Origin of the sequence: Pseudoalteromonas sp. NC201 (assembly GCF_002850255.1) — a bacterium.
GTDB lineage: Bacteria > Pseudomonadota > Gammaproteobacteria > Enterobacterales > Alteromonadaceae > Pseudoalteromonas.
Genome location: NZ_CP022522.1, coordinates 1,059,554 through 1,081,316, shown reverse-complemented (window position 1 = coordinate 1,081,316; position 21,763 = coordinate 1,059,554). Strand labels below are relative to the sequence as shown.

At 42.7% G+C, this 21,763-nt stretch carries 17 protein-coding genes and 1 pseudogene; 6 read left to right on the top strand and 12 right to left on the bottom strand.

All coding sequences use genetic code 11. The features are described 5' to 3' along the window. Window positions 1-22: 22 nt before the first annotated feature. From PNC201_RS04390 to PNC201_RS04370, 4 genes are all read left to right on the top strand, one after another. On the top strand, window positions 23-526 hold the full coding sequence (locus PNC201_RS04390; RefSeq protein WP_102056284.1) for an RNA methyltransferase: 504 nt from the start codon (window positions 23-25) through the stop codon (window positions 524-526). Between the two features lie 146 nt (window positions 527-672). Beyond that, window positions 673-2,106, top strand: a complete 1,434-nt coding sequence (locus PNC201_RS04385; RefSeq protein WP_102056283.1) for a serine hydrolase domain-containing protein — start codon at window positions 673-675, stop codon at window positions 2,104-2,106. 580 nt (window positions 2,107-2,686) lie between these two features. Beyond that, window positions 2,687-3,022: a DUF3703 domain-containing protein gene (locus tag PNC201_RS04375; RefSeq protein WP_102056282.1), complete on the top strand. Its 336-nt coding sequence runs from the start codon at window positions 2,687-2,689 to the stop codon at window positions 3,020-3,022. A gap of 105 nt (window positions 3,023-3,127) precedes the next feature. After that, window positions 3,128-3,448 (top strand): hypothetical protein, encoded by a 321-nt coding sequence (locus tag PNC201_RS04370; RefSeq protein WP_158299105.1) that lies wholly within the window; start codon window positions 3,128-3,130, stop codon window positions 3,446-3,448. A gap of 22 nt (window positions 3,449-3,470) precedes the next feature. Here the strand turns inward: PNC201_RS04370 and PNC201_RS04365 are convergent. Then, window positions 3,471-4,476: pseudogene (locus tag PNC201_RS04365) on the bottom strand (fatty acid desaturase). Window positions 4,477-4,598: 122 nt separating this feature from the next. Continuing rightward, window positions 4,599-5,036: an acyl-CoA thioesterase gene (locus tag PNC201_RS04360; protein WP_102056280.1), complete on the bottom strand. Its 438-nt coding sequence runs from the start codon at window positions 5,034-5,036 to the stop codon at window positions 4,599-4,601. Window positions 5,037-5,445: 409 nt separating this feature from the next. On the opposite strand from PNC201_RS04360, the gene PNC201_RS04355 reads away from it, so the two are divergent. After that, window positions 5,446-5,760, top strand: a complete 315-nt coding sequence (locus tag PNC201_RS04355) for a hypothetical protein (protein ID WP_010607301.1) — start codon at window positions 5,446-5,448, stop codon at window positions 5,758-5,760. A 596-nt stretch (window positions 5,761-6,356) separates the two neighbouring features. Here PNC201_RS04355 and PNC201_RS04350 read toward each other — a convergent pair. The 10 genes from PNC201_RS04350 to PNC201_RS04305 form a co-directional block, all read right to left on the bottom strand. Further along, window positions 6,357-7,067 (bottom strand): amino acid adenylation, encoded by a 711-nt coding sequence (locus PNC201_RS04350; RefSeq protein WP_199539683.1) that lies wholly within the window; start codon window positions 7,065-7,067, stop codon window positions 6,357-6,359. Next, window positions 7,067-8,047 (bottom strand): 5'-nucleotidase, encoded by a 981-nt coding sequence (locus PNC201_RS04345; RefSeq protein ID WP_102056279.1) that lies wholly within the window; start codon window positions 8,045-8,047, stop codon window positions 7,067-7,069. The genes PNC201_RS04350 and PNC201_RS04345 overlap by 1 nt, the downstream gene beginning before the upstream one ends. Then, window positions 8,047-8,319, bottom strand: coding sequence for a hypothetical protein (locus tag PNC201_RS04340; RefSeq protein ID WP_102056278.1), 273 nt, complete (start codon window positions 8,317-8,319; stop codon window positions 8,047-8,049). The genes PNC201_RS04345 and PNC201_RS04340 overlap by 1 nt, the downstream gene beginning before the upstream one ends. A 233-nt stretch (window positions 8,320-8,552) precedes the next feature. Continuing rightward, on the bottom strand, window positions 8,553-11,093 hold the full coding sequence (gene rdrB, locus PNC201_RS04335; protein ID WP_102056277.1) for an antiviral RADAR system adenosine deaminase RdrB: 2,541 nt from the start codon (window positions 11,091-11,093) through the stop codon (window positions 8,553-8,555). Next, window positions 11,080-14,049 (bottom strand): hypothetical protein, encoded by a 2,970-nt coding sequence (locus PNC201_RS04330; protein ID WP_102056276.1) that lies wholly within the window; start codon window positions 14,047-14,049, stop codon window positions 11,080-11,082. The genes rdrB and PNC201_RS04330 overlap by 14 nt, the downstream gene beginning before the upstream one ends. Beyond that, a complete protein-coding gene (locus tag PNC201_RS04325) occupies window positions 14,049-14,780 on the bottom strand; it encodes a hypothetical protein (protein WP_102056275.1) in 732 nt (243 codons plus the stop codon). The genes PNC201_RS04330 and PNC201_RS04325 overlap by 1 nt, the downstream gene beginning before the upstream one ends. A 599-nt stretch (window positions 14,781-15,379) precedes the next feature. Beyond that, complete coding sequence (gcvP, locus tag PNC201_RS04320; RefSeq protein ID WP_102056274.1) at window positions 15,380-18,280, bottom strand: aminomethyl-transferring glycine dehydrogenase; 2,901 nt, start codon at window positions 18,278-18,280, stop codon at window positions 15,380-15,382. 182 nt (window positions 18,281-18,462) lie between these two features. Then, on the bottom strand, window positions 18,463-18,852 hold the full coding sequence (gene gcvH, locus PNC201_RS04315) for a glycine cleavage system protein GcvH (RefSeq protein ID WP_095727220.1): 390 nt from the start codon (window positions 18,850-18,852) through the stop codon (window positions 18,463-18,465). A 76-nt stretch (window positions 18,853-18,928) separates the two neighbouring features. Further along, entirely contained in the window at window positions 18,929-20,011 is a 1,083-nt protein-coding gene (gcvT, locus tag PNC201_RS04310) for a glycine cleavage system aminomethyltransferase GcvT (RefSeq protein ID WP_102056273.1), read from the bottom strand. An 85-nt stretch (window positions 20,012-20,096) separates the two neighbouring features. Next, complete coding sequence (locus PNC201_RS04305) at window positions 20,097-20,672, bottom strand: hypothetical protein (RefSeq protein WP_102056272.1); 576 nt, start codon at window positions 20,670-20,672, stop codon at window positions 20,097-20,099. A gap of 129 nt (window positions 20,673-20,801) precedes the next feature. On the opposite strand from PNC201_RS04305, the gene PNC201_RS04300 reads away from it, so the two are divergent. Next, window positions 20,802-21,647: a LysR family transcriptional regulator gene (locus PNC201_RS04300; RefSeq protein ID WP_010370532.1), complete on the top strand. Its 846-nt coding sequence runs from the start codon at window positions 20,802-20,804 to the stop codon at window positions 21,645-21,647. Window positions 21,648-21,763 lie beyond the last annotated feature (116 nt).

Below are 21,763 nucleotides of genomic sequence, written 5' to 3'. Positions count from 1 at the left end.
GGTATAGTGAGAATTAAAAAGTATGAGCGAGTCATTTGTAGCAATCGGATTAGTAAACCCTAAATCACCAACCAATGTGGGTGGCGTATTACGGGCCGCAGGTTGTTATGATGCGCAAGCCATCTACTTTAGCGGCAATCGTTACGCAAGAGCTGCAAAATATCATACGGATACAAAAAACGTTGCCGACAACATTCCCATCAAACAAGTTGATGATTTCATCAGTTTAAAAGTAGCAGGCCGTGCACTTGTCTGCGTTGAGCTGGTAGAGGGCGCAACCCCACTGCCACAGTTTGCTCACCCCGACAACGCGTTATACATTTTTGGTCCTGAAGATGGCAGCCTGCCACAAGAAATCGTGGATGCCGCTGATGCCGTGGTGTATGTACCAACCACAGGCTGCATGAACTTAGCCGCGACAGTTAACGTGTTGTTATACGACCGTTTGGCAAAACGCTCAACGGGATTTGATGCTAGTCAGATACTCACCAGTAGAGACATAAATAATCGCTTGATTGTGACTTAACTTTTACTCAGAGCGGCCTACATGGAATAGGCCGCTCTTTGTCGTCTTCGCCATCCACACAGTCACCCACTCTAAATAGCTCCCCTAATTACAACTACAGAGAAAACGTGTATATTTCAAAAACAATAATAAATTAAGGAAGAATAATGAAATATCAGCTCTCAATTTTAGCAATGTTGGCGGCTTGGCTTTTGCCGCAGCAAAGCCAAGCCAATAGCCATAAAATTGAACATATCGCCTCTAACCTCTACCCGCATGTTCGCATCATTACAGAGCAATACCAACCTCATAGCATAATGACCTCAATGACTAAACATAAGCTACCAGGTTTAAGTGTAGCGGTGATCAAAAATGGCCAGATTGTATGGGCAAAGGGGTACGGTATTGCTAACAAAGAAACCAATACTCCCGTTACAACCAATACTTTATTCCAAGCAGCCTCAATCAGCAAACCTATTGCTGCACTTGCGATATTGCATTTGGCACAACTAGGTAAAGTTGATTTAGACACAGACGTAAACACGTACCTAAGGTCATGGAAAGTTCCAAAAAGCGAATTTGGCATCATTACGCTGCGTCACCTATTAAGTCATACATCTGGCCTGACTACTGCGTCATTTCGAGGTTATGCTCGTGGGGAAGCACTTCCTACGGATGTTGATATACTCAATGGTAAAGGCAATAGCACTGCTGTGACGGCCACTCTACCTGCTGGGCAACAATTTCAATACTCTGGTGGCGGCTATATGGTTTTGGAAGTGTTATTGCAAGATGTGACGGGTAAATCATTTGCTGAATATGTAGATAAGACCGTGTTGACTTCTTTGGGTATGACACAAAGTACATTTGCTCAACCGCTTCCCAAATCACGGTGGCATGAGGCAAGTGCAGCTTTTAATTTCGAGGGTAAGCAATACCAAGGCGATTGGTTTAACCAACCAGAACAAGCCGCAGCAGGGCTTTGGACAACGCCAACTGATCTCGCTAAATATGTTATTGCCGTACAAAAAGCCAAACAAGGCACAACAACAGGTATTATCACCCCAAGCCTAGTAAAAGACATGCTTACTATGCACCACAAAGATATGGGGTTAGGGCCTCAGCTTAGAAAAAGCAAACAGGGACTGATATTTGCACATTCAGGAAAAAACTTTGGCTACAGCAACCGCTTTAACGCATACGCAGACAAAGCAGATGGCATGATAGTAATGACCAATGGCGATTCAGCACGTCCAGTGGTAGCAGAGTTACAAAACGCCATCAACGATCACTTCGCTTGGGATCTCTCTTCTCCTATGCTTGTTACGCCTTTTAATATGAGCGACACCCTACGTAATGATCTGATTGGTGAATATGTTTGGGAACATGACAAGACATTTAAAATGCACATCGTGCGAAAAGAAGGCGCATTTGAAATACACAATCTCGTAGAGGGAGGAAAGTTCAAATTCATTGCCGAAGCACAAGACAGTTTAGTGGCAATAAATACCGGCGTAAAAGTCCAAGTTGAAACTGATAAAAAAGGTAAAGTTACCGCTATTATATGGGCACAAAGACATCGCTTAATTAAGGCCGGATGATCTTTCAAGTTTGTTTTTGCAGCAGTTTGATTGGTACTTATACAAGGCAGAGCCTACGTAGCATAGTTACTCTATGTGAGTCAGGCGACAACGACTATGTGCTTCTGCAAAGTCACCTTACCTCCCCCCTTGTGGGGGAACAAAAATCAAACACTAAAGACCAACAGGCCCCAAACATATCTAATAAAATGCGTGGTTGAATTTGCTGTGAAACGCAATATTTAATACCAATTTTCTTAACTAAGTGGTCTATTTTGAGGCGAGAAAATCTTGTCGATAACCAGGCAAAAATTTTGCTATTTAGTTGTTCTAAACAAGAAATTTTAACGCTGTTAGCGTCAGATTTACTCCTTCAAATTGAGCAAATATTAAGTCAAATTGGTATAATTACACACTTCTTGCTGTCGACAATGTGTAGATTGATGAATAAACCTAATTTGTGTGGCAAACAAGCACAAATATATAGCCAGTTTATTCAATTAACCTGAGCAGTTTGCGCGTAACATTAAGTTAAGCAAAAACACTGAAACTTGCTGATAAAAAATCCACAGCAACCGAATAAGCGAAGAGGACACCTTCCATGAAGCCTGCATTAAAGTTAGCATTTCAAGCGGAAATGGCCGCAGCCAACAAGCACTATCAACATGCTCAATATAGCGACTGTTTTTATCACTTAGAAAGAGCACATATTCTGGGGCAATCCTTTGTGATTGCACACACCCAATCCCATTGGTGGATGCTTAAGCTTGGTTACAAAACAAAGAATAAAAAAGAAATAATAGGACAAATAGCCCGAATTATTGCTGCGATGTTATTTTCTAAAATCTGGATCCCCAAAGGGAATACTGGTGGCACCAATGTGAGTCCATTCAAACCAATGGCAATCCCCGACGATTTAGCACAGCACCTGAAATAACCGCCTCTAGATGAGCGTACAAACAATAACACCCTGAGGCAAGTTGTAAAGAGCCTCACTGCACATTACTATGTAACTCAAAATACGACCCAAGGGTCAAATGCAGTGATAATACCTACAGTATGGATAGATGTGGGCGTTGGGCTTATTTATGGCTCGCACATAGACGCGGATTATCACCAACATGTTGCGCTGCAAGTCATCTGGCCGCAACATGGACACACGCACGAGTTAAATGGCAACACTTTACATGGCTTGACCATTGTTGCTTCAAAACAAAGCCACTGTCTGAAAGTACAAAAAGGATGGATAGTGTTAGTTGAGCCCACCAGCCGGTTAGGAGAGCAGCTTATAACGTTATTAAAAGCGCAACCTTTTTCGCATGTTGATGATAGTGCTGACAAAAGTATGCGCTCACTACCCTAAAGCATGTAGTAATAGTCATTGTCTAACTTTTAGCGGCAGGCTTTTCGACAGGATAATGATTTGCATGCCTTAAACTCTGTAAATCATTAAAGCGCACGCCATACAGGGCCATAACCGGGCGTACTTTTTTACTTATCAATTGTCTAATATAAAATGGTTGATTAGGCACAAAGTGATGGATCGTGTGCGTACGACCAAAATCAAAACAAAATAACTGAAGCGGTAAAAACCAGCGACTGGTGATCACATGGGTCTGCTCTAACACATTACTCACGCCGCCATAATAATGCATTGAAGATGTGACAAGGTTTAAAGATGCTGAGCGGATCATATTAGGCACAATCAGCACCACCATTAAGAACTCAGCAACCGCTAGTAACTCTGCTCCCCACCTAGGTAATTCACGGTTGTATAAATTGCAGTACGTAATAAGTAATCACACCATATAAAGTCGCAAAATAAGCCGTGGCAAGCGGAAAACCAGCATTAAAGACCTGCAAAAACTTAAAACCCTTGATTTCTCGACTAAACCGCTTGGCATTCAATAATAAACCTAGCAATCCATCTGTAACCACCACAGCTCGCAACCAAGGAGATTGGATACCATTACCCACCAAGCGCTCCTCTAAGTCTTGTTCAGTACCAGACACTTTATGGTGATGTAAATGAATTTGCCTGCGATACCAAGGGTTCACCGTATTTGACCGCATAAGCCACACCGTCAACATCATAAAATGATATACAAATGGGCGGTCACTAAAATACTGCTTGTGGATCAAATCGTGCTCAAGTTCATGAGAAATAGAGGTAATAAAAGCCGCCAAGATAATACACAGCCATGCAGGAATAACGGCAAAATAGTAAAGCGAGGCAACACCAATTAGCGCACTTAACGACAACAGCAAAATCACCATAGCAATACCGTTTTGCTGATTTAAAATAGGATAACGCGTTCGAAGCGACTGCTCTTCAGCTTGGATAGCAGTCACTATCGCTTTGATATTCTGCCTCGCCGTTAATGTTGGCATAGATAACTTAATTCACCTTTTGATATCAAGATCATAACGAAAACTCCTACTACCGTAGCAGCGGCTTTACGCCGCGACAGTTTTAAAACAGCAACGCAACGAAACACCCAAACTCCGCGCTTCTATTGACTATCGTCCATCTCGTATTGCTTCAAAATGGCCAACATGCTCTCTGGAATTGGCGATTTTTTCCCTGTTTTCATATTAAACATCACCACATTCGCATACCCCGTTGTGCATACTGCTTGTTGCGATTCACTAAACGCCTCATAGCGCATGGTAAAGCGATCTTCTTTGATATCGGTAATATATGAGCCAATATACAAGGTATCTGGAAACGTAACTGGTCGTTTATATTGCGCGTATGTATCACGTAAAACCGGACTATGGGTAGGTTCTGATAATACAGAAAGTAAGCCCGTTTGAGTCAAAAAATCGATTCGCGCGGTTTCAAAATAGCGAAAATACGACACGTTATTCACATGCCCCAACGCATCCATTTCTCCCCACACCACATTCACTTTGGTGGTGATTGCAAACTTTTCTAAAAATTCCTGCATGATGTTGCCTTTAATTTTGTTTATTGAACTCGAGAGTAACAACTCATCGTACCAGCAACAAGGTTAACGAGATAGTTTAAGGCAACTTGTCAAAACAAAGAAAGCAAAGCCAGCATTTCGCAGTACAACCTTACGCCCCCGTAGGTCGCCATTTATGGCGAAAAATAATGCCTCAGCTCCCTTCGTTTTCAGCGTAGCTTTAGATACAAACACAATTCAAGCGCAATCCCTATCATTCCATCTCACAAAAAATTGACGCCTTTTATAGGATCAACACCTAAGATAAATCACCAATGATTTTTCTCAATACTTTCAATATATAAGCAAACAGCAGAGCAATATTTATAAGCTTGGTTTAAAAAATGCATCTGAAATCAAAATCAGAATTAAACTTAAGCATGTCACCAATATGAACAAAAGCACAAATACAGTTTATGTGTTGAGCGGTTACGCTAAATGCGCCATCACTCAGCAAGGGAAATACAAACCCGGTAACAAACACTCCATCGGCCTGCTAACCACAGACGAAAACTATGAAGATAACATCAATAAACTTGAGGCCTTTATTAAAGATTTAGGTTGGGAGTCTATTACGTTTTGCATGGTCGAAACCGTTAACGACATCAGCACCCTATCCAACGACGTTTTGGTATCCAGTTTTCTTCGAGCTCAGCAAAATGGCCAATCGTTAGTAGTAAACGACCTCCCTATTACCGTCCATTAAGGCGGTAAATGCACACTACAAGGCCTGCAACTAAAGTATTAAGCAATTCTACATCGCGTTGAGCCAAACCGAGTAGGAGCGGCTTCACGCCGCGATCTTCAGGAGCTTGCCAGCGACTACGAACAATTTGTAGCAGCGACTTTATGTTGCGACTTGTTTTTGAATCCAGCCTTCAACTTTACCTGATATCGCTTCGCCGGCAAGGCAAAACCAGAGTGGTATATTATTTGTCGCCATAAATCGCGACCTACGCAGAGATTTGGTGTGAAGTCGCAGTTATGCGTTGCTATAAGGGAGCGCGGCGTAAAGCCGCTCCCACAAACCAAGAAAAGAGCCAAACACGAGCTTCCACCAAATCCATGCCCACAAAAAAGCCGCCCTTATTACAAAGGGCGGCTTTTCAAAATTTGCTAAGTCGCGCTAAAGCGCGACCAACAACCCCTTGGCTCTTCTATTTTAACTAAGCCGTGTAGGAGCGGCTTCACGCCGCGATCTTTAGATGCTTGCCAGCGACTACGAACAATTCGTAGCAGCGACTTTATGTCGCGATATGTTGTTCAAATCCAACCTGCAATTTTACCTTTTGATAAGCAACTCTACTTTCTATAATGCTTTAAATACACTACGTTGGATAAGTCACAAGCATCATGTGACGCAACTTCGTTCACATCCCCAAGGCACTCACTTTTAACCAAAGCTTGGCAATAGGCCAGTAACTCCTTTATCGGAATAACCTTCTCTTTACGCTTAGTTTCTTTGTTTGTTATTCGTTTTACGGACGTGTTTAGGTAAATAGCTAATTCAGTCGCTTGCTGGGCTGATAACTGGGATGCACCTTGCTCTCTTAAAATTTGTTCAACCCAAATCCCTGCATCGCTAATATGCCCATTTATACTTAAATCAGTATTTTTAACCCACTCAACGTTAAATGTTATGTCTGATAACTCACTCAACAACAAGGCTATTTCACTTCTAGGCATTCTTCCATCAGCGCTTTGATAGCTTTCCAATGTTTCCGCCAACATTGCCTGCCACTCCATAGTGAGTAACTTAGTTAACTCATCAACAGTTAGTCGTGCAGTAACTGGTATAAAGAAGACAAAGCGACTATTAGCTTCACAAACAATAATGGTTTTTTCATATGACTTGTATCGATTATCAATCACATGAGCTTGCCAGCACATAGCTGTGCTATCTGATTTCAGTGTATTAACCCCCGCTTGTTTACCTTCACGCGTTGGTAATCTCGGCAGATCGGTTTTAAGCCATTTATTTAATACATTGCTGGCAGAGAGTAGTAACTTCATCAGACTTTCTTTTCCGGTTTAGGCTGTTTTACCGCCATTTCCGAACTACTGAGGTAAGGAACCTTACCTGAAGGCACTATATTGGCAGCCGCCTCCAAGTGCACGTCTTGATCATCAAAAAATATGTGAGGGTTAAAGGCTTTTAATACTTTATCTTTACTTACCCCACCTAAAAAGAACGCTTCATCAACATAAACACCCCATTCCCGCAGCGTTTTGATTACGCGCATTTCTGATGGGCTATTTCTGGCAGTAACAATAGCGATCCGAATAGGCGAATACTCAACTCTTATCGGAAGTCTGTCTTGCAGTTTTGACAATTTTCTTAATAAATTGGCATACGGCCCGTCTTGCATGGGAATATCTTGTTTTTCATCTTCTTGAGCATGAAAAGCTGCCATACCTTGAGTTTTATACACCAGCTCACTTTCGTCAGAAAATAATACTGCATCACCATCAAAAGCAATTCTTACCTGACCTTCAGGTATTTTAGGAGCATTTATTGGCGGATTTTTTAAAACAGCCGCGGCGCACTGGGTTGAATCAATAACTCGCTGCGCATCATCAATATTAGTGGTAAGAAACAAATCTACGTCGAAGGCGTCAAGATAGTCTGCAACTGACTCACCTGCGGTAAACGCTGAGCGCGTAATATTGAGTTTATCGTGGCGAATAGTATTAAGTACCTGTAAACCAGTATCAGGGCTATTGCGCGACATAACCACCACTTCAACAAGCGGCGATCTATCATCTGCGTCTTGGTATTTATTTAGAGCAAGCAAGGCTTTAATTAAGTAATAACCCGTACCCGGTTTTAGCGGTTCGTCTTCATGCTTCAGCATATAATCCCGATACGCTTCAATCGCTGTATTTGGGTCTTCAGCATAGGTTTCGCGAAATATTTTATCTGATGCACTCATATCAAAAAGTGCCGTTGCTGAAATACCCACCACTAAGGTATTACGTAAATCAAGTGCCATTACCGCCCCTTATTACTCTCTTTATATTGGCCTAAAACCTGTGAACGATTTCGACTATCTGGGTTACTCTTTTTAGGCAACCCCAGCTCTATGCAGCTGGTGTAATAGAACATAAACAACATAGCATACAGGGACTTATTATTGTTGACTTTCCCCCGCTCTTTAGCCAATGTTTCAAAACGTATAGGGTTGGCTATCAGCGTCTTTAATTGCCAAAGCCCAGAAGTTAGAAATCCACATGGTGCACCAGCAACACCTTTACCACACTTCATAATTACCAACGGCCAACCAGCCTCATTGATTTAAGTGATGGTGAGAAGCAAAGGCGACGCGAAATTCGACCAGCGGCTGAATATCTTTATCAAAATGACTACTGCTGATATTACAAAGTACAAAATGAAGCGCAAAGCGTAATGAGGTAAATATTATCAGAAAAAAGGGACCTCCTTTTTAAGTTTGCAACGTAAAATTTGACTTCGTTGTTTTTTAACGTCATCAAATCACTTTAATTACTCCAGTCAAGATGGTTTTTTCTAAACGTTTCAAGGCCTCTTTGCCTTATTCGTTCAATCCAATCCTCAGCAACCGTCTCACCTACATCAAAATACGAACTAGCAGCCTGCTTCAACACTCTGTGTTCATTATCAATAGTGGTTGGCATCAATGCTGCATCGTCAGTATTAATGCAGGTAGGAATGGCCCCCTTTCGTAACCCAAACAAATTGTATTTGTCACCTGGCTCTAACCAAGCTTTATTTACCGGATCCCAACGGAAAATTGGATGTTCATGGTAGTGCTCAAAGCGTCCAATAAATATATTTGAAGTTGGACACGCCTCTAATACCACACCTTTTTTAGCATAATGTTCCATTTGCCAATCTTGAATGGCCTGATACAAGTTTAATTCTGCAGCAGAAACGGAGTCGAAATAGCGACCATGTTTGAAACCGAAAGTCTCACTACTGCTTTGTCCCGTGCAATCTATACTCAACACTTTATCTCGTCGAGCATTAAAATCAGGCTCTTGTCCCGCAAATATATACTTTTCCCAAAGCTCAATATGCTTCTCTCGATTTGGCCCGCTTGAATCATCTGAAAAGTCAATAACCCAGCCACTTAACCTAGGATCGTTCTGTCCAACAATGGGCAGCTTTAGTGGTTTATGAGAATCTGATTGTAAAATAATTGGGCAATTTCTTCTTAACAGCCACGCATCATATAAACGCTTTGGTGGTTGCGCTTCTAAATACAGGTACTCGCTCCAAAAATGGATTTTTTCTTGTAGCAACGGCAGCACTCCAACCATATCAGGCACAGACTGGATAACCGACAACGCCTTTTGGTGACACCAAACAAGATTATCTAAGTGGTCTCCCACGGTTAAGTAAGCCGTCTGTTGCCTATGCGCCCAAATTACAGGACACACTCCAAGGGCTAGCGCATGACCTATTCTATCTCCAGAGCGGTAGTCACAAAAAACTACAGCTTCATCAATAGCGCGAAGCCCAGATAGCAAATGACTAAAGTCTTCTCCAGCATGAAGTGTGATAAAAGGTTTGGGTAAGCGATTAAACTTTAGGCCCGCAGCTGGGAATTTACCATCTCTAAGAACTCTTAGTGCTGGCGCAAACACCTCGACAGGTAGTTCATTCTCATTGCCAGCAACATCATAGCCCCGGATCGCTTTACGTAAATCAAAACTGGTTGCGTGTTTTAGTTGCGGAAGCGTTTTTAACTCGTGCTCAGAGAAACTAATTGAATGGGAAAAGTCCTGCAGTAGCTCTACTTTTTGACGTAATACTTGGCGAGTACTTTCTTGTAGTTTGTCAAAGCGATCACCCGACCGTGTAAAGTGTAAGACAAAATGGGCGTTTTCAGCTAAAGCTTTAAAATATAATTGCTTTAGCGACTTTGAAAAACTATCTACATTTAAGTGGTAACTCTCTTCCTCACTAATTAGCGTATCTGGTGATGAGCGAAACTCTCTGTAAATACCGCTATCGATATCAGCAGCTAAAGATTCATTTATTACTCCATCTGGTAAGGTGAAGTAATCACCACGTTGTTTTCTGCTCTTGAAACCAAAGGTTTTAACAAACTGCGTAAGACCAACTCCAGAGACCACCATATAGTTGCGCAAAATATTACTAAAGCGTACTAACCTCAGCATTGATTTAGCATCAATACTAGGTTCAACTAGTAATCCCGTTAAATATAATAACCAGCGCTTAGCAGATGGGATAACCTCGCAATTTGCCTTGGAGATAAATCTTTGCGCTTCAGAGGTAAGTTTCTGACAAGTAAGAGCGTCAAGGGTTTTATACTCGAATGCTCCGATTGGCAACAGTTCAAAGCAACTTTTCTGCTCTTTAGTGGAGAAAGCCCTATAAGCCAACTCATCGCCAAGATATCCACAATAAGCAGCAATGTCTGCTTTTTCCATAAAGCCACTTTCAAACACAGTATATTCTGGGCGTATTGGCCATTTAAAACTTTCCGAATTAATTTTGGCACCATATAAGCAAAAGTTCAGCATACTTGGACCTAAATAACCATGTCCACCTAGATGCACATGGTTATCCGCAAACGCTTTGGTGGCCTGTCTTGGTAGCGAAAAAGGGCATTGAAATGATTCTATACAATGCGAAAGTTCATGGGATGAAAACCCAAAACTCAGATGTAAATTGGCATAGGCCATGGCGATAACCCAGCTGCCGTCCACTAATGACAATAGTGCTAACCAATCGTTTAATCGTTCAGGTTTCACCACAAAACAATTGCCCTGCCACTCCAGAAACTCCTCTGCTAGTGAGGACAATAGAGGACGAAAATTACAGCTAGCGTCAGACAACTGATACAGCTGTATCATTGCTTCTACATCATCCGTGCGAAGCTTGCGATGAATGTAGGGTTGATAATCTAAAATCGCTTTGGTTAGCACCTTACAACCCTTGTCATCGAATCTTTGTTGGACGTCTGGCACAACAAACCTATCGGATGATAAAAACGCGGCGAATACAGCCGCTTTATCACTAACCTTTATCATTACCCAGATCCAAATTAAGAATTGCTTTAATTAGGTTTTGAAGTTTCTCGTCTAGCTTTTCAAACTCTTTTGAATTTAAAAAGCTTTCACCCATTGCCTCTAGTTCTCTTTGAACCTTTAAAAGGGACGTGCGTAAGCGTTCAATTTCCGCTGCTGTGAGCGGCGAGCCTTCCTCTAACAATTTTTTAATTGAACTTAAAAATGTCGCTTGTTTGCTTGTATTGCCCGAAATATGCTTACTTAATATAGTCGCCAGTGTTTTAACTCTCTCCTTATTAAGGTTGTCATTTGGCAATATATTTCCGACTTTCTCAAGCATTGTATAAATAGCGCTATTGCTATTAACCTCTTTTACAATAGCACCAAGCTTATTAACTACAATTGTTTCGTTCACTATGGGATTATTAATTTCCCCTAGAATAAATAACTTTTCATCTTCAGGAAATATTGTAAATATGGGGTGTTTAGCTACAGCATCGTGGAGTTTTCTTATCAAGTTTAATTTTTCACATGACTTTTTAGCTCGCACCATTTCTACATTTACACTCTTTTCTCCCGTATCATAAGGATCATTTCCCTTGCAGCTTTCAGCTCGAGTTATTTCTAGCTCCTCTTCAATTATTTTTTTATTTCTGGAGTAGGTTCTTTCATATTTCTTTAATTGCTCTTTATCTCTAACGGTTTTAGACTTTGCACCTACCAGTACATTTGCATAAACAGCTTCACCTCTGATTCCACTACGATAAATTGCATTCAAAACATTATATTTAAAGCGCAAAACTGTGTCAGAAAGATGTTCATCTGTAAAATTTTTATTTTTCTGACGACTGCCTCCCTTTTCATTACTGCAGTTTCCTTTAATAACGTGCAAGGCGGTAAACGCACCATTAAAACAATAAGACAAAAGAGGCAAAAGCTTTTCGGGTCTAAGCTTTTCAAATAGCTCACGGTATTCTTGTCGCCATTCTTTTATTTTTACACTCAATACCAAGGCACTGGTCTGGACTGTAAGGTCAAGCTCTTCCCTTGAGTCCTCGTCAGACTCGCCCTCTAAGGCAATTTTAGTTTCCGCTAAACTAAGTAAACTATAAAACGGCTTTCTCTGTAAAATATAGTAAACATCTATTAACAATGACTTCTCTTCGTTATCAATTAAAAGAGAGTATGCTAAAATTTCAAAAGCACGGCTGAAAAAAGCAAATTTGAAGTTATTATTCAATGTAGAATAAACACTTGACTCTGTATATAAGTCAAGCACCACCTCACCAGGATTATAATACTTTATAGGTATTTTTTCTTCTTCCTCTACTTTCCAATCTACTTTCCAGCCCATTTTATTGGCGGATTTAAGTAACTCTTTTTCATCTACCTCTTTAGTCTTCAATCTTTTTATATAATACTTTGCCACTCCCTGGGTTATATAAAGTTTATCAATGAGAGGTTCTAGTGGAGGCATTGACTTTAAACAATTTCTATTATTTCTTTCAGTATGGTTCAGTACATCTTCCAGTAGTTTTTTATTATTGATCTTATCACCACCTTGTTTATGTAACTCATTCAACCGCTCTAATTGTTCGGCTAAAACATTATACTCTGCCCAAGGGTAAAGATTAGCATCTGTTTGACCCAGTAAGTCAAATGCTAGTAGCTTGCGAATATCGAATAAACCACCATTATCATGCAGTAAAGTGATTGCTGATTCGGCTAAGGATAGAGCTTCACCATTTTCTTGCTGTAATGCCCAGTTTTTATAGTTACTATATTTTTGGATTAACTGTTCTTTATAACCATCATCCTCTTTCTCGCCACTGTAACTTGATATGTTGCTTACACTTTCTAGCCCTGTTAAATACTGTGGTGGAATTGCTCGAACCAGCTGAGTCAGTTCGCGAGCCGACTTTGGCGGTGTCCAATTTCTTCTTGCATCTCGGTTATGACATAAAAAGTAGAACTGATTAAGTACATGCTCTTGATAATCTAAATAAGAGACTTGCTTTTTATCACCATATTTAAGCTGCATACGATTTAGAAGACGCTCAATTGAGAAAAGCGTGATCCGCATTGGTGAAGGGAAAACCTTGGTTAAGTAGGCTTTTGTTAATTCCTTACTTATATTTTTCCCCTCTCTTTTCAATTCGGAATCCCGACATAAATTCTCATAGGCTTTATCGTCAAAATGCTTTTGGGTCATATGCTCATACAACTTAAGTTCACCACTGACGATTGGAATTAAATACGGGCACCCTAAAAACCGCCTAACATCATCAACGACTTCGAATGCTCGCTCCATCGCCATATCAACGTCATCTATGGAAACGGCAATCGCTTTGCACCCAAGTATGCTTATGGCGGATTCAACAAATAAGTGGAAATAGTTTTCAAGCTGTATACCTGAGCTGTATTTAAGAATTTTATCTATGCCACTGGCACCATTAAATTCACTAGTTTTACCCATGGCATCCGCGAGTTTCCTTAGTCGTCGGTGAAACTTATCGCGCTGCTCTCTTCCCTCGTCATTACAACAATTTGACTCATCAAGCTTTTTACTCACGACCTGATAAATTTGCGCCACGATAACATTGGCAAAGGAATCTTGCGCCATCAGCATGGTAGGGTCGATAACATCAAGAAATAACAGGTCGCCATCTGAAAACTCGTCCGCTTTGCTGCCCTCACGGCTTTGCCACATCGATTGGCAATTCCGTAAAAAGACGGTTTTGCCTGAGCCTCTCGGGCTGGTGACTAAAATCGCGTTATGGGATAACCAAGTTTCCGACTTGTTTTGATTTCGCTGATTGCCATAACTTATTGCGTCTTTTAAAATAGCCCTTAAATTGTTAACTAATTGACCTTTAGCGTACTTTTGCCAGAGCTCTTGTGAATTGTTCGAAGCGCCGAAACTGTCATCATATTCAGCCCTAGTTAAATCAAAAATATACTCATCGCTATCACTCATTACGGCTTCCTTAATCCTTTTAATGCATTAAACGCGCTGTCGTGAACTGTATAGTGATCACCCATAATTTCTTTATCTAAGCGCTTTACGTTATCTTTTTCTAGTTGAAATAAAGCTTTGAATGTTGCCTCTTGCAAAATTTCTAACTCATATCCATCACAGCCAACACTCGCTATTTCATACTCTCTTTTCAACCGCTTAAGGTTATAAATCATAGTTTGGTTTCTCGTAGCGGCCGAGGTATAACCAAAAAGCCGATTCACCATGTAAGTAACCAGAAAGGAAACTAAGTTGAGTAGCCCTGCTGCAGCCACTACGGCTTGGTTAAAGCAAAACATCAAAAGCAAAAGGAATGCGCTAGCTTGTACCAACGGCATGCTATTTAAAACAGTTTTTCGCCAGCTTTTTTCTACAATCTGAATCCGTAAACTCAGAATAATTGCAGCAAGAAAAAGCATCAGTGAGGGGAAAATAGCCAAGTTATATTCATAACCATCATAGATCAAGGAGGTGGCGAATAGCTTCAGCTCTGGAAACAAAACACTTAAAGCAAAGTAGCTTAGAAATACTAGAGCTAGCAGAATAGAGACTGCACTTAATGTTCTAGTTAACTTGCTTAACCTAGAATATTTAGCTTGTGCGGGTTGGTAAATTGTGTTGATAAACCAAGCTATTTCACTGATAACAGGGTCATCAGTGCCTAGAGTTGGCAATCGTCCTTTGTTTGTCATCCTCGATTATTACTCTTTTTTGCAGAGTCCCTTTAATGTTAATAAAGTTTTAAGTTACCAAGATATACAGGTTGTATTCATCAAGCAACACATTCTCGACTAACAGCACTTAGAAACTTCTGAAGGGTCAACCGAGACTCCGAAACAAGTTCATTATGACGAGCAGGTTTATGATGCAATGCAACACGTGATTGAATACCCAAAACACAAAGCTCGCAGGCGATCTCCTCCCTCTTTTATCATGCCTGAAAACAAACGATTGATGAGTAATGCCAGCGCATGGATGCGCTATTTGAAGATAAAGCCTGATATTGGGGCGACACAGGTAAATTTGCTTATTCATTCGTAACAATTAGGCGAATGCTGAAACTAGCTCATCATAACGAGCAAGTTATTTAGCCCGAGTTACGGTTGAAGGGAGTTGCTGTCAATCATGACAGTAACAAAGAAGATCACGGCGTGAAGCCGTTCCCACAAACCAAGAAAAGAGTCAAACATGAGTCTTCACCATATTCACACCCACAAAAAAACCGCCCTTTTTTACAAAGGGCGGCTTTTCAATATTTGCTAAGTCGCGCTAAAGCGCGATTTACAAACCCTTACGCATCGCGGTAAGTATCAACCGCTGGGCAAGAACAAATTAGGTTACGGTCGCCGTATACGTCGTCGATACGGGTTACTGTTGGCCAGAATTTGTCTTTTGCTACGCTTGGTACTGGGAATGCCGCTGCGAGGCGGTCATATGCACGGTTCCAGTCGTTGCTTAGTACGTCTGCTTGCGTGTGTGGTGCAAATACTAATGGGTTGTCTTCAATAGACCATTCGCCTGATGCAATCTTGTCGATTTCACCTTTGATAGAAACCATGGCTTCGATAAAGCGGTCGATTTCTACCTTAGACTCAGATTCCGTTGGCTCAACCATAAGTGTGCCCGCTACTGGGAACGACATTGTTGGTGAGTGGAAGCCGTAGTCTTGTAGACGCTTAGCAACGTCCATTTCGGTAATGCCTGTGGCTTCTTTCAGTGGGCGAAGGTCAACAATACATTCGTGGGCAACGCGGTCGTTACGGCCACGGTATAGAATTGGGAAGTGCTCGCTCAACTTAGCCGTTAGGTAGTTAGCGTTTACAATTGCCATTTCTGTTGCTTGTTTTAGGCCTTCGCTGCCCATCATCGCGATGTATGCCCACGAGATAGGTAGAATAGCAGCAGAGCCGTAAGGTGCCGCAGAAACCGCGCCGTTACCTACGTTTGTGCCTTCCACGTTGATCACGCTGTGGTTAGGCATAAATGGCGCTAGGTGCGATTTAACACCGATAGGACCAACACCTGGGCCACCGCCACCGTGTGGAATACAGAATGTTTTGTGTAGGTTTAAGTGTGATACGTCAGAGCCGATTGAACCTGGGCTAGTTACCCCAACCTGCGCGTTCATATTTGCGCCGTCCATGTATACTTGGCCGCCGTGCTGGTGCACGATGTCGCATACTTCACGGATAGATTCTTCGTATACACCGTGTGTAGACGGGTAAGTGACCATGATGCACGATAGGTTTTCAGCTACGTCTGCGGCTTTCGCGCGTAGGTCTTCCATATCGATGTTACCGTTTTTATCACAGTCAACCACAACCACTTTCATGCTTGCCATTTGTGCAGACGCTGGGTTTGTACCGTGCGCTGAACTTGGGATCAAACAGATATTACGGTGACCTTCACCGCGAGACTCATGGTACTTACGGATCGCGATAAGACCTGCGTATTCACCTTGTGCACCTGAGTTAGGCTGTAGTGATACTGCGTCGTAACCTGTGATGTTCACAAGCCAGTCGTGCAGCTCAGTCATCATGATCTTGTAACCTTGTGCTTGGTCGATTGGGCAGAACGGGTGTAGCTCTGCAAACTCAGGCCAAGTTACTGGGATCATTTCAGCGGTTGCGTTTAGCTTCATGGTACACGAGCCCAATGAGATCATTGAGTGGTTTAGTGCTAAATCTTTGTTTTCAAGACGCTTGATATAACGCAGCATCTCGGTTTCGCTGTGATAGCTGTTGAAGTTTGCGTGCGTTAAAATTTCGTCGTCGCGCACTAGGCTTGCAGGAATACCTGTGATGTTCTCGCCTGATACTTGTGCGTCTAGCGCATCTACATTTAGGCCGTGGTCGTCGCCTAAAATGATGTCGAATAGCTCAGCTACGTCCGCACGCGTTGTGGTTTCGTTTACTGCAATTGAGTATTCGCCGTTGTGGTTAAGGGCAAAGTTCACGCCTTTTGCTACTGCACGCGCCACAACCGCTTGTTTGTCAGCGTCGTCCGCTTTAACGGTAATAGTGTCAAACCACGTATCGTGCTTCAGTGCCACGCCTTTTGCTTTAAGACCCGTTGCGAGAATGCTTGCAAGGCGATTAATGCGCTCAGCAATGATCTTAAGACCTTGAGGACCATGATAAACCGCGTAAAACGCAGCCATGTTCGCAAGTAGCACCTGTGCAGTACAAATGTTTGAGTTGGCTTTTTCACGGCGGATGTGCTGTTCACGAGTTTGCATCGCCATACGTAGCGCGTCGTTACCTAAACGGTCTTTAGACACACCAATAATACGGCCTGGTAGTGAACGCTTGTAAGCATCACGCGTGGCAAAGAATGCCGCGTGTGGACCGCCGTAACCCATTGGTACACCAAAACGCTGTGCAGAACCAAGCACTACGTCTGCACCTAGCTTTCCTGGTGCTTTAAGTAGCATTAAGCTCATGATATCTGCGGCAACACAGGCAATCGCTTTTTTGTCTTGTACTTGTGCGATTAGGTCAGTAACGTCAACCACTTCACCTGATGTTGTTGGATACTGGAATAGCGCACCAAAAATCTCGTGGTTAGCAGCGTCGCTAGCAGGACCTACTACTACTTCAAAACCAAACTGCTCAGCACGCGTAGATACTACGTCGATAGTTTGTACGTGTACGTCGTCGGCAATAAAGAAGATGTTTGCTTTTTTCGCTTTAGATACACGTTTTGCAAGCGCCATTGCTTCTGCCGCTGCGGTGGATTCGTCAAGTAGTGATGCACTGGCTAAGTCTAGGCCGGTAATGTCCATAGTCAGCGTTTGGAAGTTAAGTAGTGATTCCAAGCGACCTTGCGCAATCTCTGGCTGATAAGGGGTGTAAGCAGTGTACCAACCCGGATTCTCAAGTACGTTACGTAGGATAACGTGAGGTACGTGAGTTGGGTGGTAGCCTTGACCGATATAAGATTTGAAAACCTTGTTTTTGCTTGCTACTGATTTCAGGTAACTTAGGGTTTCCACTTCTGTGCGGCTTTCACCGATCTGTAAGCCCTCTTCTAAACGAATTGAAGCAGGTACAGTTTGACCGATCAGCTCTTCAACACTAGATACTCCAAGAGCGCTTAGCATCTCGCTCACCTGTGCTGGGCTTGGCCCGATATGGCGGCGGATAAAATCTTGCTTTTGCTCTAACTGTTCAAGAGATTTGGCGTTTGACATTAGTCCAGGTTCCTATGATCCAAATGAAAAAGGTGAATACTGTTTTTATCTAAATGAGATACCTTGGTAACGGCAGTATTCTAAAAACGTTGGCATGAGCTCGTCATACCTTGAGCAAGCACCCTTGCCCAAAAAGCAACAATAAAAGCCCCTAAAAAGGGGCTTTTATTACTATCAACAAATTAGTCTTCGTCGATTGAATTTGCGTAGCCTTCAGCGTCTAGTAGGTTATCTAGCTCAGACTCATCAGACGCTTTAATACGGAACAACCAACCGTCGCCGTAAGCATCGTTGTTTACAGTTTCAGGCGCATCTTCTAGGTCTTCGTTTACCGCAATGATAGTACCGCCGATTGGTGCGTAGATGTCTGATGCTGCTTTTACAGACTCAGCAACTGCACAGTCTTCACCCGCGTCAACTTCATCGTCTACTTCTGGTAATTCAACGAATACCATGTCGCCTAGAAGTTCTTGTGCGTGCTCAGTGATACCTACTGTGTACTCGCCATTGCCTTCAGCGCGAACCCACTCGTGTGAAGTAGCGTACTTTAACTCGCTAGGAATGTTGCTCATTTTTTTGTTCCTTTGGTCGGTTGCGATGTCACCCCGTGAGCGACATCAATGTTATTCTATTTATTATCTATAAAAACTAGATAATTGACTTGCCGTTACGAACGAAGCTTGGCTTAACTACTTTAACATCAACTAGCTTCTTACGCATTTCAACTTGTGCAGTCTCGCCAATTGAACGAGGTACACGCGCAAGCGCTACACTGAAGCCTAAAGTTGGTGAGAATGTACCAGAAGTAATAACACCTTCGCCACCTTCTACGATAACTTTAGAACCACCACGTAATACGCCTTTGCTTTCTAGGACTAAACCTACCAGCTTATCAGTGCTTTGCTCAGCACGTTGTTTAGTGATAGCTGCACGACCGATAAAGTCACGCTCCTCTGGCTCCCATGCAATTGTCCATGCCATGTTCGCTGCAAGTGGAGACACCGTCTCGTCCATGTCTGAGCCGTAAAGGTTCATGCCCGCTTCTAAACGTAGCGTATCACGTGCACCTAGGCCAGCTGGACGCACACCTGCGTCTAATAATTTTTGCCATAAGTCCGCCGCACCATCGTTGTGTACTACGATCTCATAACCCTCTTCACCAGTGTAGCCCGTTGTTGCGATAAATAGGTCGCCAGCTTGCACACCAAAGAATGGCTTCATGCCTTCAACAGCCGCTTGTTGTTGTTCGTCTAGGATAGTTGCTGTTTTTGCTTTTGCGTTTGGACCTTGTACCGCAATCATCGCGTACTCAGGACGCTCAGTAACTGTCACTTCAAAATCTGCTGCTACCGCACCGATATGTGCAAGGTCTTTTTCGCGTGTTGCAGAGTTAACTACTAGGCGATATTGCGTTTCAGTGAAGAAGTAAATGATAAGGTCATCAATTACACCGCCCTGCTCGTTTAGCATGCCTGTGTATAGCGCCTTACCAGCCACAGTAAGCTTAGCTACATCGTTTGCAACAAGCTTTTGTAAAAATGCCTTTGCGTCTACACCTTCGATATCAACAATCGTCATGTGTGAAACGTCAAACATGCCCGCGTCAGTACGCACCGCGTGGTGCTCGTCAATTTGTGAGCCATAATTGATTGGCATTTCCCAACCGTGGAAGTCTACCATTTTCGCGCCAGCTTCTAGGTGCTTCGCGTGTAGTACTGTTTTAGAAGTCATACTTATCCTTCACTTTTTTACTCAGCCGCCATCGGTTGGCGCTGAGGGGGTTATTGTTATCGCGCTTACGATAACTGCACGGAATTTATGAAACGAGTTTAAAACCAGCGTCAGTGAGCGTCGTTTGCCACTTATCTAACACAGCAGCTAGCGCAATCAACTGATACTGTTGCTGTTCGTCCACCAGCAAGGTCGTAATAAATACTTCACCGCTTTGCTTGCCATAGCAGGCATTTTTATCTGAGATCCTAAGGCCTGGCGTTAACGTAAAGTCACTGACTAAACGCTCAAACGCAAGCTCACCACTTATGGTAGCAGCAACTAAATCATGACGGCGAACCAGTTCAATATCAAACTCGTCAGCATGGCTATCAATCAGTGTTGCCAGCTCAGCAGCTGCGCTTTCACTTACAACAAAACGGTAAGCCGTTTCACTAAAATAGTACACGGCGAAATTTTCGCCACTGTCTAGTTTGCCTTGAAAACCTAAGCCCGGTGCCATTAACTTATTCAAGTTAAGTGCAAGAATTTGGCTTAAGAAAGGCGTGGTCTCAAAGCCGCTGAAATCGAGTACAACAACAGCATCAGTTGGCATGTAATGGTTTTGCGCCGGAACACTGCCCTGACGGTGCTTTGCAAAGATAATTGGCGTGACGCTCATGGCACTACCTTAGTGAAATTTCGATAAGCAAAAGTATAAGGATGCGCAAACTCAACAACAAATTGTATTTACTTATCAATTGATAAATAATATTAATGTACTTGGGTTTTATAAATTGCATTTCCTTATATGAAAAACTTATCAATTGATGGATTAAGAACGCTGGTCACTGTGGTTGATGTCGGTGGCTTTGCCAAGGCCGGTGAGTTGCTTGGCTTATCTCAGCCAGCTGTTAGCTTACAAATCAAACGTTTAGAAGACATGCTAGGTTGCAAGCTGTTTAAAAAGCAGGGCCAAAGACAGGTATTGAATCAATATGGTGAGCTACTTTTGCCCCTAGCCAAACAAATGTTGCAGCAGAACGATGCAATTATTCAACAATTTACCTCTGAGAGTGTGACAGGCCGAGTGCGTTTGGGCATTCCCAGCGAATTTGCAGCGAGGATCTTACCCTCGATTATTGGCGATTTCGTTTCTTTATATCCTGATGTGGCGCTGGAAGTTAAATCAAGATTAAGTAAACACTTACTTTCTGTAGTAAGGCAAGACCAGTTTGATTTGGTGCTAGCGCTTAATGAAGAGCTTAGCTCATCCAAGTACCCGGTGTTTATGCAAGACCAACTGGTCTGGGTTGGCGATTTATCGCTTGCGCAGCATTCGGTTGTCACTTTAGTCACCGCCCCGGAGGGCTGTATTTATCGCCGCCGCGCTATCGAGGCGCTGCAGCAAGCTGGATTACAATACCGTATCGTATATAGCAACGCCGACTTAACTGGCCTTACCGCCGCTTTAAAAGAGGGACTCGGGATCACTGTGCTAGCCAAAAGCACCGTGCCAGCAGAGCTGCCTTATCAGACCCAAACCCAAATATTACCCGAACTCGGTCAAATCGGTATCAGCCTTGTCAAAAACACCCAAGAATCCGCCCACGCCGTAGATAAACTCGCTGAGTTTATCGCATTGAGGTTAGGTTAAAATATCGCGGGGTAAGCCCGCTCCTACCAACAACACAAAACCTCTGTGGGAGCCGCTTTACGCGGCGAGATTGTTGAAATGATCGCGATGTAAAATCGCTCCCACCAGCAGCATAA